This window comes from Streptomyces sp. NPDC030838 (genome assembly GCF_055572035.1).
The window spans coordinates 181,772-198,749 of record NZ_JBVIED010000015.1; the positions used below are offsets into that span (position 1 = coordinate 181,772).

A 16,978-nucleotide genomic window follows, 5' to 3' on the forward strand; every position below is an offset into this window, starting at 1 on the left:
CCGGTGTCAGGCAAGTCGGCACGGAGGAACGGACGGCATGACAGCTATCTCCAGGAGCGGGTCGGGACGCGGCGTCGCCGCCCTCGTGTGTGGCGCGCTGGCCGCCGGGGGGCTCGCAGCCGCCGGTGTGACCGCGCTGACGCCGGAGGCGGCCCACGCCTCCAGCCACCGGGAGGCCCCGCTGATCTCGGGGACCCCGCAGTACGACAACACGGACCTCTACGCGTTCGTCAGCCCGGACAAGCCGGACACGACGACGCTCATCGCCAACTGGATCCCCTTCGAGGAGCCGGCCGGCGGACCGAACTTCTTCCCGTTCGCCGAGGACGCGCAGTACGACCTCCGCGTCGACAACGACGGCGACGCCCAGGAGGACCTGGTCTTCCGCTACACCTTCACCACGCACGTCAAGAACGAGAACACCTTCCTCTACAACACCGGTCCGGTGGAGAGCCTGGACGATCCCGACCTCAACGTGACCCAGACGTACGACATCGAACTGATCCGGCTGAAGAACCTGCACCCGGAGTCCCGGACGAAGATCGCCGACCAGGTGCCGGTGGCGCCGTCGAACGTCGGCAAGGCGTCGATGCCGGACTACGGCAAGCTCCGCGACCAGGCCGTGCACCAGCTGCCGGGCGGCGCCACGACGTTCGCCGGGCAGGCGGACGACCCGTTCTTCCTGGACCTGCGCGTCTTCGACCTGCTGTACGGCGGGAACCTCTCCGAGGTCGGCAACGACACCCTCAAGGGCTACAACGTCAACTCCATCGCCCTCCAGGTGCCCACCGACATGATCACCGAGTCGGCACACCAGCCGGTGGTCGGCGTCTGGTCCACCACGCAGCGCAAGAACGCCCAGGGGCACTTCAGGCAGGTGTCCCGCCTGGGCAACCCGCTGGTGAACGAGGTCGTCAATCCGCAGAAGGACAAGGACACGTTCAACGCGTCCACGCCGCGGGACGACGGGAAGTTCCTGAAGAACGTCACCAACCCCGAACTGCCCAAGCTGATCGAGGCGATCTACAAGATCAAGGCCCCGGCCGAGCCCCGCGACGACCTCGTCGACGTCTTCCTCAAGGGCGTCGAGGACCTCAACCAGCCGCCGCACGTGACACCGGCGGAGCAGCTGCGCCTGAACACCTCGGTCAAGCCGGCGAAGCAACCCAAGCGGCTCGGCGTCCTCGACGGCGACACCGCGGGCTTCCCCAACGGCCGGCGGCTCACCGACGACGTGATCGACGCGTCCTTGCAGGTCGTCGAGGGCGAACTGGTCGGCGCCAAGAACGACCTGGGCGACGCGGTGGACGCCAACGACAAGGAGTTCGAGAAGGCGTTCCCGTACGTCGCACTGCCGACGGAGGGTTCGCGCGGCCCGCTCGCCAAGGGCACCTCGGGCGACACCGACGTCCGCAGTCAGCTCGGTGACGCGCTGCGCCCGGCCGGCTCCGCCGGCCAGGACACCACCCTCATCGCCCTCTCCGCGGGCGCCGGCGCGGTGGGCGTGCTGCTGATCGGCGCCGGACTGGCCTGGTGGCGCCGCACCCGGGGCCGCGCCTACTGACGGCCCCTCCCGCAGACCGGCGCGGCCCGTCCCTCCCCAACCCCCACGGCGCGGGCCGCGCCTCCCCCTTCCCACGTTCCAGCCGCCGCACGAGGAGAGGCATGGTCCCCCGCACGACGCACGACGACACCGAGCAGCCGCCCCGGCGCCGCCGCCGCACCGCCCGACTCGCCGGATGCGCCGCCCTGCTGGCGGTGGCCCTGACGGGGACGGCGATCGCGGTCGGCGACGTCCGCGACGACGGCAGGCGGCCGGTCTCAGCGGTGCCCGTCTCCCCCGCCCTGCTCTCACAGGGCGACCTGACCGCGACCGTCACCGCGCTCCAGGCCCGTCTGCGCGCCCAGCCACGGGACCACACCGGCTGGGCGACGCTCGGTCTGGCGTACGTCGAGCAGGCCAGGACCACCGGCGACCCGTCCCGCTATCCGCAGGCCGACCGCGCCCTGGACCGCTCGCTCGCCCTGCGCCCCGGCAACGACCAGGCCCTCGCGGGCCGTGCCGCCCTGGCCGCCGCCCGACACGACTTCACCGGCGCCCTCCGCCACGCCGACCGGGCGCTGAGGAGCAACCCGTACAACGAACGCGCCCTGTGCACCCGCGTCGACGCCCTCGTCGAACTCGGCCGTTACGCGGAGGCCTCGAAGGCCGCCGACCTCGCCGACTCCCGGCGGCCGGGGGTGCCGGTCTTCACGCGGTACGCGTACGTCCGGGAGCTGCGCGGCGATGTCCGCACCGCGCGCCGGGTCCTGAAGCAGGCGCTCGGCTCGGCCCGCGCGCCCGGCGACGTGGCGTACGTGGCCACCGCGCTCGGACAGCTCGCCTTCGGCCAGGGGGAGTACGGGGCCGCCCTGCTCCACTACTCCCGCGCCCTGGCCGCCGACGACACCTACCTGCCCGCGCTGGAGGGCCGGGCGCGCGCCCAGGCCGCGCGGGGCGACCGGACGGCGGCGATCCGGACGGCGGAGCAGGTGGTCGCCCGCGCCCCGCTGCCCGGCCCGCTGGTGCTGCTCGGCGAGCTGTACGAGGAGAAGGGCGACCGGGCCAAGGCGCGCGAACAGTACGCGCTCATCGACGCCTGGACGGACCTCGCCCGCGCGGGCGGCGTCAACCCCGACCTCGACACCGCGCTCGCGGCGGCCGACCACGGCGATCCGAAGACGGCGCTGCGCGCGGCCCGCGCCGAGTGGGAACGCCGCCGCACCGTGCACACCGCCGACGCGCTCGCCTGGGCGCTGCACGTGAACGGACGGGACGCGCAGGCCCTGGCGTACGCCCGCCGGGCCACCGCGACCGGCTACCGCGACGCCGCGTTCCACTACCACCGCGGCATGATCGAACGCGCCCTCGGCCGCACCGCTGACGCCCGCGCCTCCCTCACCACGGCCCTGGAGCTGAACCCCGGCTTCGCCCCGCGGGGCGCCCGGGAGGCCCGGGCGGCGCTGAAGAGCCTGGAGGCCGCCAAGTGAAACTCCGTCACTTGGCCGCGTGCGCCGTGGCCGTCTGCGCGCTCGTCCTGCTGCCCGCCGGGACCGCCGCCGCCCATCCGCTGGGCAACTTCACCGTCAACCAGTACGACGGACTGGTCGCCACCCCCGGCGAGCTGCGCGTCGCGCACGTCGAGGACTTCGCCGAGATCCCGGCGACCCAGGCCGGGCCGGACATCGAGCGGCTGGGCCTGGACACCTGGGCGCGCGAGCGGTGCGCCCGGGCGGCGCGGGACAGCCGGGTCACCGTCGACGGACGGCGGGTCCCGCTCACCGTCGTCTCCGGTACCGGGCAGGTGCGGCCGGGGCAGGCGGGGCTCGACACCCTCCGCGTGGAGTGCCGGCTGACGGCCCCGCTCCCGCAGGACGGGCCGGTGACGGTCGGGTTCCGCAGCGCGGGTGGCGCCCTCGGCCCCGGCTGGCGGGAGATCACGGCACGCGGCGACCGTACGACACTCACCGCGTCGAACGTGCCCGAGAAGTCGGCGTCGGACGAACTGACCCGGTACCCGGAGGAGTTGCTGTCCTCCCCGGCCGACACCACCTCCGCCTCCCTGCGGTTGCGCCCCGGCGGGCCCGCCCTGGCCGAGGAGCGGGACTCCGACGCGCCCGCCGCGTCCGTGCTGCCGCGCGGCGCCGACCGCTTCACCCGCGCCCTCGACTCCCTGGTCGCCCGTCACGACCTCACCCCCGGCTTCGCCGCCCTCGCCCTCGCCGTCGCGCTCGGCCTGGGCGCGCTGCACGCGCTCGCGCCGGGCCACGGCAAGACGCTCATGGCCGCGACGGCGGCGGCGCGGGGCGGCCGGGCCCGGTTGCGGGACGTCCTGCCCCTGGCGGCCTCGGTGACCGTCACCCACACCCTCGGCGTCATCGCCCTGGGCCTTCTGGTCACGGCCGGTTCGGCGGCGGCGCCCTCGGTGGTCGCCTGGCTGGGCATCGCGAGCGGCGCCCTGGTGACGGCGGCGGGAGTGGGCCTCGTACGACGGGCGTGGCGGAACCGGAAACACGGGCACGGGCATGGACACGGACACGGGCATGGACACGGGCACGGGCACGGGCACGGGCACCACCATCACCACACCCACACCCACACCCACACCCGCCCCTCCCTCCGCGGCACCCTCTTCCTCGGCTTCGCCGGAGGGCTCGTCCCCAGCCCCTCCGCGGTCGTCGTGCTCGTCGGCGCGGCGGCGCTGGGGAAGGCGTGGTTCGGGCTGCTGCTCGTCCTCGCGTACGGGGCGGGGCTCGCGGTGACGCTCACCGCGGCCGGGTTCGCCGTGTTCCGGCTGGGTGCGGGCCTGGCGGCGCGGGTCCGCCGACCCTCCGGCCGTCTGACGGCCGCCCTGCGGCGTACCGCGCCGCTGGGGTCGGCGTCCGTCGTCGTGGCCCTCGGGGCCGGATTGGTGCTCAAGGGGGCGGCAACGGCACTCGGGTGAGCTACTTTCGTGGAGAAACAGGGATTTCGCCCGGATGCGAATGGGGGGCCGCCCGTGTCCGACGTACCGGGTCGTGAACGGCTGATCGCGGGGCGCTACCGGTTGCTGTCCCCGCTCGGCGAGGGCGGCATGGGCACCGTGTGGCGGGCCCGTGACGAGGTGCTGCACCGCGAGGTCGCCGTCAAGGAGGTGCGTGCCCCGGCCGGGTTGCCCGGGTCCGACGTGGAGCGGATGTACGCCCGGCTGGAGCGCGAGGCGTGGGCCGCGGCGCGGGTCGCGAACCGCAATGTGGTGACGGTCTACGACGTGGCGACCGAGGAGGGCCGCCCCTGGATCGTGATGGAGCTGGTGCGGGGCATCTCGCTGGCCGAGCTGCTGGAGGCCGAGGGTCCGCTCACCCCGCGGCGGGCAGCGCACATCGGCGCGGAGGTGCTGGCCGCGCTGCGGGCCGCGCACGCGGCGGGGGTGCTGCACCGGGATGTGAAGCCGGCGAACGTGCTGCTGTCGAACGACGGCCGGGTGGTGCTCACCGACTTCGGCATCGCCATGGTCGAGGGCAGCTCCGCGCTGACCATGACCGGCGAGGTCGTCGGCTCGCCGGAGTTCCTGGCGCCGGAGCGGGCGCTGGGCCGTACGCCCGGCCCGGAGTCCGACCTGTGGTCGCTCGGCGTGCTGCTGTACGCGGCCGTGGAGGGCAGCTCGCCGTTCCGCCAGAACACCCCGCTCAGCACCCTGCGGGCCATCGTCGACGAGGAGTTGCCGCCGCCCCGCCGGGCGGGTCCGCTCGCCCCGGTCATCGAGGGCCTGCTGCGCAAGGATCCGGCCGAGCGGCTGTCCGCCGACCGGGCCGAGCAGGATCTGCGGCTGATCGGTGCGGGAGGCGCTCCGCGCGCGGACACGGCTCCGACGACGCCCTACGCGCCGTACGCCCCGACCGTCGTGGCAGCCGAACCCACCCCGCCGCCGCGCCAGGCGACCGCCCCGACCGCTCCCACCGCCCCGGTCCCCGAGCCGCCGCCCCGCAACCGGTGGGCCGCCGTCGTCCTGGTCGCGGGCGTGGCCGCGCTCGCCCTGGCGCTCGCGGGGCTGACGTACGCGCTGCTGAACCGCGACGACGGAAAGGACGGGAAGGCGGGCGGTGTCTCCGATACGCCGACCGTGCAGCACGGTTCACCGACCCCGACGGACGAGGAGACCGCCGAGGAGTCCCCCTCCCCCACGCCGACTCCGAGCCCGAGTCCGAGCCCGAGCGGCAGCCCTTCCAGCACTCCTCCGCCCCAGTCGGTGACCGTCACCGTCGCCGGGGCGCGCACGGAGTACTCCGGTCCCTGTCCGCCGCCGGCCGAGGAGGCGCCGGAGTTCACGGCGACGTTCACGGTGGGCCGGGTGCCGACGGAAGTCGTATACCAGTGGGTGGACGAGGACGGGGAGCCGTTCGACGGCGGCTGGAAGACGCTGTCGTTCCCGGAGGGCGGCGGGAAGAGCAAGCAGGACCGGGTGGTCCTGACGACGTACGACGACAGCGGGACGCACGAGAGCGCGATCGGGGTGGAGGTGCGTGAGCCGGTGCGCGCCGCGTCCGACACGGTGGCCTTCTCGGTGACCTGTGTGACGGAGACCCCGACGGGCGGGGCCTCCGCTTCACCGAGTGCGTGAGGTTCAGGCCGCGTTGCGCAGCACCGGCAGATAGCCGCCGGACTGGCCGTTCGCGGTCGGGTGGTACGACTCGCCGATGTTGAGCCAGTTGACGCTGTGCAGCCAGGAGCTGCCGGAGCAGATCTCGTGGCCGGTGAACGTGGGTCGCACGTCGCCGAAGGTGAAGCCGTGGTTCAGGGCGCGCTTCTCGATCGCGGTGTTCAGATGGTCGGAGGCCTGGTTGATGGCGGTGCGCTTGGTCTCGGACAGGCCGAGGCACGAGGTGCCGAGCTTGTAGAAGCGGGGGTAGCCGAGCACGACGACGTGTGCCGACGGCGCCTTGGAGCGGATGGCGTTGTAGACGGCGTCGAGCTTGCCGGGCAGCGTCGAGTCGACGTACGCCTTGGCGGTGTTGATGCGGCTGATGCAGGCGCTGTCGGACTGCGTCACGCAGGTGGTCATGACGTCCGCGAAGCCGGCGTCGTTGCCGCCGACGCTGATGGACACGAGGCCCGTGCCCGCGCCGAGCGGGCTCAGCTGGCCTGCGAGGACGTCGTCCGTGCGGGCGCCCGAGCAGGCGGTGAAGTGGAAGGACGAGGGCGAGTTGGCGGCGGCCCACAGGTACGGGTACGCCTTCGTGCTGCGCTTGCAGTCGCCGCTCGAGCTGATGTAGCTGCCCGCGCCGACGCCGGAGGAGTAGGAGTCGCCGAGCGCCACGTATCCGGTGGCGGCGGCTTCTGACGCGTGGGCCGCGGTGGCTCCGGTGAGCGTCGCTACGACGCCGAGGAGGACCGAGGTCACGTATGCGACAAGTCGGGAACGTCTCATGCAACCTCCCTTTAGCAGGATCTCTGCCTCAACCGTCGTACCAACTACGCGTGTTGACGGGAAGTGTCCATGCCAACCCTTCTTGGGCCCGTTACCGGCCGGTTCCCGCACGGTTCCTGGTCGATTTTCAGACCGTTACCTGGCACTTTCCGGACCGATCCCCCGAGGCGCCCGTGCGCTTGATTTCGCGTACATGACAGATTTGTTGACGGGTGCTCAACTCCCTTGTTCCACGCCCGTAGAACACCCACGCTTTACCTCAGCCCGGAGCGGTACGCGCCGCTCCGGGCCGTGTGCGCGAAGACGCGCACATCCCCCACACGCGCGGCGCCCCACCCGGGCGTGCGCGCCGCCTAGAGGAGGACCCCCTCGTAATGGCACACCTGCGGAGCAAGAAGGTGCGGCTCGCCGCGATAACCAGCCTGGCCACCGCCGCCCTCGTGGGCGGGCTCACCGCCCTCCCCGCCCAGGCCGCCCCGGCCGAGGGCACCGTGCTCGCGGCCGACTCCCCCACCGCGATCAAGGACAGCTACATCGTCACCCTCAAGAAGGGCGCCGGCTTCAAGGCCGCGTCCAGCGAGGGCAAGGAGCTCATCAAGGAGTACGGCGGTTCCGTCAAGAAGACGTTCGGCGCCGCGCTGAACGGCTACACCGCCACCCTCTCCGAGGCCGAGGCGAAGAGACTCGCCGCCGACCCGGCGGTGGCCTCCGTCGAGCAGAACCAGCGCGTCTCCATCGACGCCACCCAGTCCAACGCCCCCTGGGGCCTGGACCGCATCGATCAGACCTCGCTCCCGCTCTCCGGCACCTACACCTACCCGGACAGCGCGGGCAGCGGCGTGACCGCCTACGTCATCGACACCGGCGTCCGCATCACCCACGCGCAGCTCAGCGGCCGTGCCTTCAACGGCTACGACGCCGTCGACGGCGACACCACCGCCCAGGACGGCAACGGCCACGGCACCCATGTGGCCACCACGATCGCGGGCTCCACCTACGGCGTCGCCAAGCAGGCGAAGATCGTCGCGGTGCGGGTGCTGAACAACAGCGGCTCGGGCACCACGGCGGGCGTGATCGCGGGTATCGACTGGGTGACGGCCAATCACTCCGGTCCCTCGGTCGCCAACATGTCCCTCGGCGGCGGGGTCTCCACCACGCTGGACAACGCGGTGCGCAGGTCCATCGCCAGCGGGGTGACCTACGCGGTCGCGGCGGGCAACAGCAACGCCAACGCCTCCTCGTTCTCCCCGGCCCGGGTCTCCGAGGCCATCACGGTCGGCGCCACCACCAGCACGGACGCCCGCGCGAGCTACTCCAACTACGGCTCGGTGCTGGACATCTTCGCGCCCGGCTCCTCCATCACGGCGGGCTGGCACACCAGCGACACCGCGACCAACACCATCTCCGGCACCTCGATGGCGACCCCGCACGTCGCGGGCGCGGCCGCGGTCTACCTGGCGGGCCACACCTCGGCCACCCCGGCGCAGGTCGCCTCGGCGCTGACCAGCGGCGCGACCACCGGCAAGGTCACCAGCCCGGGCACCGGCTCGCCCAACCGGCTGCTGAAGCTCGTCCCGTGACACCGCTGAGCGCGATCTGACCGACCGTTCCCCGGGGGCGCGCGCCGCCTCCGGGGAACCTCTTTCGCCGTCTTGACGGCCACCTCGGCGCTGCGTCACATTGAAGCCCGGCATCCGGCGCTTCGGGGGGCAAAGTCGCCAATGCAGACCATCCGCAGCACAACCGATCCAGGCGGAACAGATACGGCGGACGAGGCGGACGACTCCGAGCGGGCGCGGTCAGGGCCGGGGAGGGACCTGACGGCACTGCTCGCGGGCGCCGCCACCGCCGTCGGGGGGCTGGGCGCGTTCCTCGCGCTCACCGACTCGGGCTCGCCGCTGCGCGGCCCGTTCACACTGTTCTTCCTGCTCGCGGCACCGGCCGCGGCGATCGCCGCCGCGCTCACCGGGCTGGAACCCTTCGGCCGCACCGTCGCCTCGCTGGCCGGCGCGGTCGTCGTCGACATGCTGGTGGCCCAGACCCTGCTGGCCACGCACCGCTGGTCGGTGCGCGGCGGGCTGGTGGCCGTGACCGCGTTCAGCGCCCTCGTTCTCCTGCTGGTTCTACTGCGACGGCTGCGCGGCCGTACACCGAGAAGACAGGGCTAGTGACGTGGACATCAGCGTGTACCGCCCCGGCGAGCTGACCGCCGCCGACCGGGCGGCGTGGACCGCCCTGCAGGCCAAGGCACATCTGCACGGGGCGCCGGAGCTGGCGAACCCCTTTCTGTCCCCCGAGTTCGCGCTCGCGGTGGGCCGGCACCGGCGCGGGGTGCGCATCGCGGTGGTCCGGGAGGACGGCGAGCCGGCCGCTTACTTCCCGTTCCAGCGGTCCGCCACCGGCGTCGGCCGGGCGATCGGGCTCGGCGTCTCGGACGCGCAGGGCGTGGTGCACCGGCCCGGGTTCACCTGGGACGCCCGGGAGCTGCTGCGCGCCTGCGGGCTCGCCGTCCTGGAGTTCGACCATCTGGTCGAGGGGCAGCGGCCGTTCGCGGCCGGGGTCTCCGGCACCTTCCCGTCCCCGGTCATGGACGTCGACCAGGGCTACGACGCCTATCTCGCCGGACTGCGCGAGCGCTCGCCGAAGTTCACCCGGACGACGCTCGCCAAGGAGCGGAAGCTGGGCCGGGACGCCGGCGGGCTGCGCTATGTGCACGACGAGCGGGATCCGGCCGCGCTGCACACCCTGATGGAGTGGAAGTCGGCGCAGTACCGCCGCACCGGGCGCAGCGACCGCTTCGCGCAGGACTGGATCACCGAGCTGGTCCGCCATCTCTTCCACACCCGCACCGACCGGTTCGCCGGGACCCTGTCGGTGCTGTACGCGGACGACAAGCCGGTCGCCGCGCACTTCGGGCTGCGCAGCGAGCGGATTCTCGCCTGCTGGTTCCCGGCGTACGACCCGGCGTTCGCCAAGTACTCCCCGGGCCTGATCCTGCATCTGCGGATGGCCGAGGCCGCTGCCGCCGACGGTATCGCCTATCTCGATCTGGGCCGGGGCCAGAAGGAATACAAGGACTCCCTGAAGACCCGGGAAATCCAGGTGTCGGAGGGGTGGGTGACCCGTCGTCACCCGGTGGCGTTCGGACACCGGGCACGCCGTGCCCCGGTGCGGGCCCTGCGCAATGTCGTGGTGTCCCGGCCGGAACTGTTCGAACCCGCCGACCGACTGCTCAAACGAGTGGGAAAGATCCGCTCAGGACGGCAGTAAAGGAAAATAACCACAAAAACGTGAGACCTGGTTTCAGGTCTTGCCATATGGACTCATTCATCAATACCGTCGTACATCTCACCCGCATCGGACCATCACTCAGCGGATCCAGGGGAGGGCTCAGGGCCGCGGTGGTGCCGGCGCGGGGCGCGGTAGGGGGGTGCCGTACTCGGTCGGCGTGCGTACGTACACGTGTACGTACGTGCGTGGGGCCGAGACGTGCCGCGCAACCGGCTGCCTTTTCGCGGCCGGTGAGTTATGCCAGTGACAACCCCCCTTTCGAACCGGACACACAACCGGGCCGCCCAGGGGCGGGCGGTCCACCGGACGAGAGGGACCAGACTCATGAGCTCAGTACTGCGCCCGGTGACCACGGGCCAGGAGCCGGCCAGGACCACCGCGTACCGGCCGATCTCCTCTCACCTGGCCATCGCGCCACCGGTGAGCGTGGTGATCCCCGCCATGAACGAGGCGGAGAACCTTCCCTACGTCTTCAAGACCCTGCCGGCCTGGATCCACGAAGTGGTCCTGGTCGACGGCAACTCCACCGACAACACCGTCGAGGTCGCCCGTGAGCTGTGGCCCGGCGTGAAGGTCGTCCGGCAGCGCGGCAAGGGCAAGGGGGACGCCCTGACCACCGGGTTCGCCGCCTGCACCGGGGACATCATCGTGATGGTCGACGCCGACGGCTCGGCCGACGGCGGCGAGATCGTGTCGTACGTCTCCGCGCTGGTCTCCGGCGCGGACTTCGCCAAGGGCTCCCGCTTCGCCAACGGCGGCGGCACCGACGACATGACGTTCATCCGCAAGCTCGGCAACCGCGCGCTGTGCGCGGTCGTCAACCGCAAGTTCGGCGCCCGCTACACCGACCTCTGCTACGGCTACAACGCGTTCTGGCGGCACTGCCTGGACAAGATAGAGCTGGACTGCACCGGCTTCGAGGTCGAGACCCTGATGAACATCCGGGTCGTCAAGGCGGGCCTGAAGGTGCAGGAGATACCCAGCCACGAGTACCTGCGCATCCACGGCACCAGCAATCTCAGCGCCGTGCGCGACGGACTGCGGGTGCTGCGGGTGATCCTGCGGGAGCGCTCCAACCGGCGGGCGCTGCGCCGCCGGACGCACACCTCCCCGATGCTCGACGCGGTGCGGGGAGAGGTGTCTTGAGCGGTCCCGGCATCTCCGTCGTGATCTGCGTCTACACCGAGGACCGCTGGGAGGACATCCTCGCGGCGGTCGCCTCGGTGCGGGCGCAGTCCCGGCCGGCTCTGGAGACCCTGCTGGTCGTCGACCACAACCAGGCGCTCCTGGACCGGCTGGCCGGGGAGTACAAGGAGGCCGCGGACGTGCGGGTGCTCGCCAACGCGGGCCCCCGCGGGCTGTCCGCCGGCCGCAACACCGGCATCGCCGCCTCGCACGGCGAGGTCGTCGCCTTCCTCGACGACGACGCCGTCGCCGAGCGGGACTGGCTGCGCCACTTCGCGGAGGGCTACGCCGATCCGCGGGTGATGGCGGTCGGCGGCCGGACGGTGCCCATCTGGGCGTCGGGGCGCCGTCCCGTCTGGTTCCCGGAGGAGTTCGACTGGGTGGTCGGCTGCACCTACCGGGGGCTGCCGCCCGGCCGGGTGCGGGTGCGCAACGTGCTCGGCGGCAACGCCTCCTTCCGCCGGACCGCCTTCGACGCGGCGGGCGGCTTCGCCACCGGCATCGGCCGCGACGGCGACAAGCGCCCGCTGGGCTGCGAGGAGACGGAGCTGTGCATCCGGCTCACCCGGGCGGTGCCCGACGCGGTGCTGCTGATCGACGACCGCGCGGTCATCCACCACCGGGTGCCGGCCGGGCGGGAACGGTTCGGCTACTTCCGCACCCGGACCTACGCCGAGGGCCTGTCGAAGGCGCTCGTCGCCCGGAGTGTCGGCGCGGACAAGGGACTGGAGTCGGAGCGGCGGTACGCCACCCGGGTACTGCCCGCCGGGGTGGCGCGCGGACTGCGGGACGCGGTGCTCGCCCGGCCGGGCGGCGCGGGACGGGCCGGGGCGATCGTCGCCGGCGTGCTGACGGCGGCCGGCGGGTACGTCGTCGGGAGTGTGCGGGCGCGCCGGGGCGGGGCCACGTTCTCCGTGGCGCCGATCGAGGGGGCGGCGATCGACGGGGCGCCGATCGAGGGGCCGTCGCTCGAGGGCGCGCCGATCGAGGGGGAGAGAAGATGACCGCGGACACCCGCGTGCCGATCCTCATGTACCACGCGATCGCCACCGACCCGAACGACGCCACCCGCGCCCTCTCGGTCACGCCCGAGGCGTTCGCCGCGCAGATGGAGCTGGTCGGCGACCTGGGGCGCACCCCGGTCACCACCGCCGACCTGGCCGGCCACTGGCGCGACGGCCGCCCGCTGCCGCCCCGCCCGGTCCTGGTCACCTTCGACGACGGCTACGCGGGTGTGCACCGGCACGCCCTGCCCGTGCTCGCCAAGCACGGCTTCCCGGCCACCCTGTTCGTCTCCACCGGCTGGCTCCGGGGCGCCCACGACACCGGCGGCGCCCTGGACACCATGCTCGACTGGGACCAGGTGCGCGAACTGGCCGCCACGGGCGTGGAGATCGGCGGCCACAGCCACAGCCACCCGCAGCTCGACCAGCTCGGCGACGACGCCCTGCGCTTCGAACTGACGCGCTGCCGGGACCTGGTCGCCGACGAGCTCGGCGCGCTGCCGGTGTCGTTCGCCTATCCGTACGGCTACTCGGACCGCCGGGTGCGCCAGGAGGTGCGGGCGACGGGGTTCGCGCAGGCGCTCGCCGTCGGCAACGAGCTGGCCCGGCGCCGTCAGGGGCCGTACGCGCTGCGCCGGGTCACCGTACGCCGCGGCACCGGTATCGAGGAGTTCGGGCGGCTGGTCGAGGGCCGCGCGATCGCCCGTACGTTCGCCACCGACCGTGCCCTGACCAAGGGGTACGCCGTCGTCCGCAGAGCCCGACAGGTCCGCCGGAAGGCCATCCGTTCCCGTGTCTGACACGACCACCACAGCGCAGGCCGACATCGACGGCCGGCCGGAGAAGGCGACGCCCGAGCGGTCCGGCCGCAGCCAGCTGTTCCGCAACGCCTACGCGCTGATGCTCAACACCGGGATCTCCGCGGTGCTGGGCCTCGGCTTCTGGCTCGCGGCGGCCCGCTACTACTCGGAGTCGGCGGTCGGCCAGGGCTCCGCCGCGATCGCCGCGATGAAGCTGCTCGCGGGCCTGACCGCGGTGACCCTGACCGGCGCGCTGGCCCGGTTCATCCCGGTCGCCGGGCGCTCCACCGGGAGACTCATCTTCCGTACATACGCGGCGAGTTCGCTGGTGGTGGCGCTGGCGGCCGGGGTGTTCCTGCTGACCCTGGACCTGTGGGGGCCGTCGTACGGCTTCCTGGCCGGCACGGTGAACGGTCTCGGCTTCGTCGTCGCGGTGGTCGCCTGGAACCTGCTCACCCTGCAGGACGGGGTGCTGACCGGGCTGCGCAGCGCGCTGTGGGTGCCGGTGGGCAACACCGCGTTCTCCGCGGTGAAGCTGGGGCTGCTGGTCGCGTTCGCGGCGGCCATCCCCACCACCGGTGTGTTCGTCTCCTGGGTGGCGGCGATCGCCGTCTCCGTGCTGCCGCTGGGCTGGCTGGTGTTCCGGCGGCTGGTGCCCCGGCATGAGCGGGCGACCGAGGAGCACGCGGGGCCGCCGTCCCTGCGCGAGGTCGGCCGGTTCCTCGCGGGCGACTACACCGGCTCGCTGTTCTCGCTCGCCGTGGTCTATCTCGTCCCGGTGATCGTGGCCGCGCAGGTCGGCTCCGAGGACAACGCGTACTTCTACATCACCACGACCATCGGCGGTACGGTCAACCTGCTCGCCATCAACATGGGCGCCTCGCTGACCGTCGAGGGCTCGCACGACCCCGGCCGGCTCGCCGCCAACACCCGCGCGGCCCTGCGCCGGATGGCGAAGATCATGCTGCCGGTGTGCGCCGTGCTGTTCTTCGGCGCCCCGTGGATCCTCGGCGTGTTCGGCGCGGGCTACGCGGACGCGGCCACCCCGCTGCTGCGCTGGTTCGCGGTCGGGGCGGTGCTGCGCGTGGTGATGGAGACCTACTTCGCGGTGCTGCGCGCCCAGAGCCGTACGGCAGGACTCGCCTGGCTCCAGGGCCTGCTCTGCGCGCTGGTGCTCGGGCTGACGCTGCTGCTGCTCCCGCGGATGGGGCTGACCGGCGCGGGTGTCGCGGAGATCGCCAGCCTCGCGGTGATCGTGGCGATCGCCGCGCCGAAGCTGTACCGGACCGTCCGGGCCGTACCGCCCGGCGACAGCCGCCCCGAGGGGCCGGCACCGGACGGGGACGTCCCCGGCCCGGGGGCGCGCGAGGTGCCCGCCCCGCCCGTGACCCACCGCCGCGGCCCGGGCTGGGCGCTCGACTCCGACACCCTCGCCCTCGGCGTCCACGTCGACTTCGACCACCTGGAACGCCGGCCGGACGTCCGCCCGGGGCCGGGTACGCCGCCGGCGGGCATCCCGGTCGTGGCCGAGGCGGACGTGGACGCGCCGTTCGAGCCGGACGCCGGGACGGAGATGGAGAAGAAAGACGTACCCGAGCCCGTGCGGCTCGCCGAAACGGAGGTTCCGCCGCCCCCGCCGGCTCCGCTGACCTGGCGTGAACGTCTGATGCCCACCCGCCTCGGCGTGATTCTCGGCTGTCTGCTGGTCGCGGCGCTGCTGCTGTACTGGGTGCCCGCCGCCCGCCTCGGCGAGGCCGACCTGGACCGGATGGGCGGGCTCGGGCTGATCTCGGTGCTGCCCACCCCGACGCTGGTCGGCGCCGGGCTGCTGGTGGTGGTGTTCGCCTCGCTGCTTTGGCTCGGCCGGGAGCACCGGGCGCTGCTGCTGGTGACGCTGCTGGCGACGGTGGTCTCGCTGCACGCGCTGCCCGCCGTGATCGAGACGGAGCCGCGGTTCGCGACCGCCTGGCAGCACCTCGGCTTCCTCGACCACATCGAGCGGACCGGGACGGCCGTACCGGACCTGGACGCGCGCTGGAGCTGGCCGGGGTTCTTCGCGGCGGCCGCGTTCGTCGCCCAGGCGTGCGGGGTCAACGACTTCACCGAGGTCATCCGCTGGTGGCCGACGGCCATTCAGCTGCTCTACCTCGCGCCGATGTTCCTGCTCACCCGCTCGCTGCGGGCGAGCTGGCGGGCCAAGTGGACCGGCGTGTGGATCTTCGTGCTCAGCGGCTGGGTGGGCCAGGACTACTTCTCCCCGCAGGGCTTCACGTATCTCCTCTACCTCGTCTTCGTGGCGATCCTGCTGGTCTGGTTCCGCGCCCCGCGCGTGATCTGGACGAAGCTGCGGCCCGGCGAGGCGGAGGTCGAGCCGGCGAACCGGCGGCAGCGGGCGGTGCTGCTGCTGGTGGTGATCGGCCTGTTCATGGCGAGCGTGCCGGCCCATCAGCTCACCCCGTTCGTGATGCTGGGCGTGGTCACGCTGCTGGTCCTGGTCGGCCGCTCCGAACTGCGCGGGCTGCCCGTGCTGTTCGGGGTGGCGGTGGTGTCCTGGATCGGCTTCATGGCGGAGCCGTACTGGTCCGGGCACTTCGACGAGATGTTCGGCGGGATCGGCGGGGTCGGCGGCAATGTCTCCTCCTCGGTGTCCGGCCGGATCGAGGGCGGCAGCTCCACCCACCAGCTGGTGCTGTACGCGCGCGTGGCGCTGGCCGGCGGGGTGCTGGCGTTCGCCTGCTGGGGCTGGTGGCGGCGGCGCGAGCACCGGTACCGCGAGCGTTCGCTGCTGGTGCTCGCCTTCGTGCCGTTCCTCGGCTTCGGCATGCAGTCGTACGGCGGCGAGATGGCGCTGCGCGTCTTCATGTTCGCCCTGCCCGGCGCGGCCCTGCTGGCGGCCCTGGCGCTGTTCCCGCGCACCGGCGTCACCGCGAAGGAGCGCGACAAGGACCGGGTCAGCCTCGCCCCGCTGGCCGCGCTGATGGCCGGTCTGATCCTCATGGGCGGCTTCCTGGTGGCCCGCTGGGGCAACGAGCCGTTCGAGCGGATCCGGCCCGGCGAGGTCGCCGCCATGGAGTACGTGTACGCCCATGACGATCCGAGCGTGCGGCTGCTGTGGCTCAGCAACGACACCTTCGAGAACGTGACACCCGCGATGCCTTGGGGCGCGCGGGACATGGAGAAGGTGGAGTATCTGCCGACGCAGGCGCCGACCGACCCGGTGCTGGTGTCGGGGCTGGTCAAGGCGCTCAAGGACGCGGGCCCGAACTCGTATCTGATGGTCAACCGCAGTCAGGTCACCTATCTGACGATGGACGTCGGCTACGCCACCACCTGGGAGCCGCGGCTGATCCGGAACCTGGACCGGCGGCCGGAGCTGCGGAAGGTCTTCGCCAACGAGGACGTGACGATGTACGCGCTGCGCAAGCAGCCCGCGGGTCCCGTCCCCGAGCCGGATCCCGGGCCTGCCGGGCCCCGTGTGACCTGGACGCCGTGGTCGGTGGTCGGCGCGCTCGCCGCGGCGGCGCTGATCGTGCTGCTGACGGCCCGTGAGGTGCTCCGGGTCGCGGCGCGGCCGGGAGTGCGGCAGCTGCGCCGACTGCAGAGCGGCTTCTGGTTCTCGCTCCCGCTGCTGGCGGTGCTGCTGGCCTCGCTGGTGCAGCGGTTCCTGACCATCAAGTGACGGTGGCGGGCCGGGCTAGGCCCTGTCGTTTGGATCAGGCCGGCTGTGAGAGTCGGTGCGTCCTGGCCGACC

General features: G+C 72.8%; 12 protein-coding genes. 11 read left to right on the forward strand and 1 reads right to left on the reverse strand.

Features of this window, described 5'->3' with window-relative positions; translation table 11 throughout:
- Positions 1-37: 37 nt before the first annotated feature.
- From ACZ42A_RS31745 to ACZ42A_RS31760, 4 genes are all read left to right on the forward strand, one after another.
- A complete protein-coding gene (locus ACZ42A_RS31745) occupies positions 38-1,564 on the forward strand; it encodes a DUF4331 domain-containing protein (protein ID WP_468530745.1) in 1,527 nt (508 codons plus the stop codon).
- A gap of 101 nt (positions 1,565-1,665) precedes the next feature.
- The gene (locus ACZ42A_RS31750) at positions 1,666-3,030 is read left to right on the forward strand and encodes a tetratricopeptide repeat protein (protein ID WP_468530746.1); all 1,365 of its coding nucleotides are present in this window, start codon (positions 1,666-1,668) and stop codon (positions 3,028-3,030) included.
- Entirely contained in the window at positions 3,027-4,484 is a 1,458-nt protein-coding gene (locus tag ACZ42A_RS31755; RefSeq protein WP_468530747.1) for a nickel transporter, read from the forward strand. The genes ACZ42A_RS31750 and ACZ42A_RS31755 overlap by 4 nt, the downstream gene beginning before the upstream one ends.
- A 54-nt stretch (positions 4,485-4,538) precedes the next feature.
- Positions 4,539-6,140 carry a serine/threonine-protein kinase gene (locus ACZ42A_RS31760; RefSeq protein WP_468530748.1) on the forward strand — a complete coding sequence of 534 codons (1,602 nt, stop codon included), beginning with the start codon at positions 4,539-4,541 and terminating at the stop codon, positions 6,138-6,140.
- Positions 6,141-6,143: 3 nt separating this feature from the next.
- Here the strand turns inward: ACZ42A_RS31760 and ACZ42A_RS31765 are convergent, their stop codons facing one another.
- Positions 6,144-6,947, reverse strand: a complete 804-nt coding sequence (locus ACZ42A_RS31765) for an SGNH/GDSL hydrolase family protein (RefSeq protein ID WP_468530749.1) — start codon at positions 6,945-6,947, stop codon at positions 6,144-6,146.
- A gap of 374 nt (positions 6,948-7,321) precedes the next feature.
- Between ACZ42A_RS31765 and ACZ42A_RS31770 the strand changes: the two genes are divergently transcribed.
- The 7 genes from ACZ42A_RS31770 to ACZ42A_RS31800 all read left to right on the forward strand — a co-directional run bounded on the left by ACZ42A_RS31770 (position 7,322) and on the right by ACZ42A_RS31800 (position 16,906).
- Positions 7,322-8,527 carry a S8 family peptidase gene (locus tag ACZ42A_RS31770; protein WP_468530750.1) on the forward strand — a complete coding sequence of 402 codons (1,206 nt, stop codon included), beginning with the start codon at positions 7,322-7,324 and terminating at the stop codon, positions 8,525-8,527.
- A gap of 141 nt (positions 8,528-8,668) precedes the next feature.
- A complete protein-coding gene (locus ACZ42A_RS31775; RefSeq protein WP_468530751.1) occupies positions 8,669-9,115 on the forward strand; it encodes a hypothetical protein in 447 nt (148 codons plus the stop codon).
- 4 nt (positions 9,116-9,119) lie between these two features.
- Positions 9,120-10,217, forward strand: coding sequence for a GNAT family N-acetyltransferase (locus ACZ42A_RS31780; RefSeq protein ID WP_468530752.1), 1,098 nt, complete (start codon positions 9,120-9,122; stop codon positions 10,215-10,217).
- A gap of 345 nt (positions 10,218-10,562) precedes the next feature.
- Positions 10,563-11,384, forward strand: coding sequence for a glycosyltransferase family 2 protein (locus ACZ42A_RS31785; protein ID WP_468530753.1), 822 nt, complete (start codon positions 10,563-10,565; stop codon positions 11,382-11,384).
- On the forward strand, positions 11,381-12,427 hold the full coding sequence (locus ACZ42A_RS31790) for a glycosyltransferase family 2 protein (protein ID WP_468530754.1): 1,047 nt from the start codon (positions 11,381-11,383) through the stop codon (positions 12,425-12,427). The genes ACZ42A_RS31785 and ACZ42A_RS31790 overlap by 4 nt, the downstream gene beginning before the upstream one ends.
- The gene (locus ACZ42A_RS31795; protein ID WP_468530755.1) at positions 12,424-13,227 is read left to right on the forward strand and encodes a polysaccharide deacetylase family protein; all 804 of its coding nucleotides are present in this window, start codon (positions 12,424-12,426) and stop codon (positions 13,225-13,227) included. Before ACZ42A_RS31790 ends, ACZ42A_RS31795 begins: the two co-directional genes overlap by 4 nt.
- Positions 13,220-16,906 (forward strand): lipopolysaccharide biosynthesis protein, encoded by a 3,687-nt coding sequence (locus tag ACZ42A_RS31800; RefSeq protein WP_468530756.1) that lies wholly within the window; start codon positions 13,220-13,222, stop codon positions 16,904-16,906. The genes ACZ42A_RS31795 and ACZ42A_RS31800 overlap by 8 nt, the downstream gene beginning before the upstream one ends.
- Positions 16,907-16,978 lie beyond the last annotated feature (72 nt).

What these genes read in the sequence shown, in the direction of transcription:
- ACZ42A_RS31745 (WP_468530745.1), top strand. Translation starts at nt 38, where the DNA reads ATGACAGCTATCTCCAGGAGCGGGTCGGGACGCGGCGTCGCCGCCCTC.
- ACZ42A_RS31750 (WP_468530746.1), top strand. Translation starts at nt 1,666, where the DNA reads ATGGTCCCCCGCACGACGCACGACGACACCGAGCAGCCGCCCCGGCGC.
- ACZ42A_RS31765 (WP_468530749.1), bottom strand. Translation starts at nt 6,947, where the DNA reads ATGAGACGTTCCCGACTTGTCGCATACGTGACCTCGGTCCTCCTCGGC.
- ACZ42A_RS31770 (WP_468530750.1), top strand. Translation starts at nt 7,322, where the DNA reads ATGGCACACCTGCGGAGCAAGAAGGTGCGGCTCGCCGCGATAACCAGC.
- ACZ42A_RS31775 (WP_468530751.1), top strand. Translation starts at nt 8,669, where the DNA reads ATGCAGACCATCCGCAGCACAACCGATCCAGGCGGAACAGATACGGCG.
- ACZ42A_RS31785 (WP_468530753.1), top strand. Translation starts at nt 10,563, where the DNA reads ATGAGCTCAGTACTGCGCCCGGTGACCACGGGCCAGGAGCCGGCCAGG.
- ACZ42A_RS31795 (WP_468530755.1), top strand. Translation starts at nt 12,424, where the DNA reads ATGACCGCGGACACCCGCGTGCCGATCCTCATGTACCACGCGATCGCC.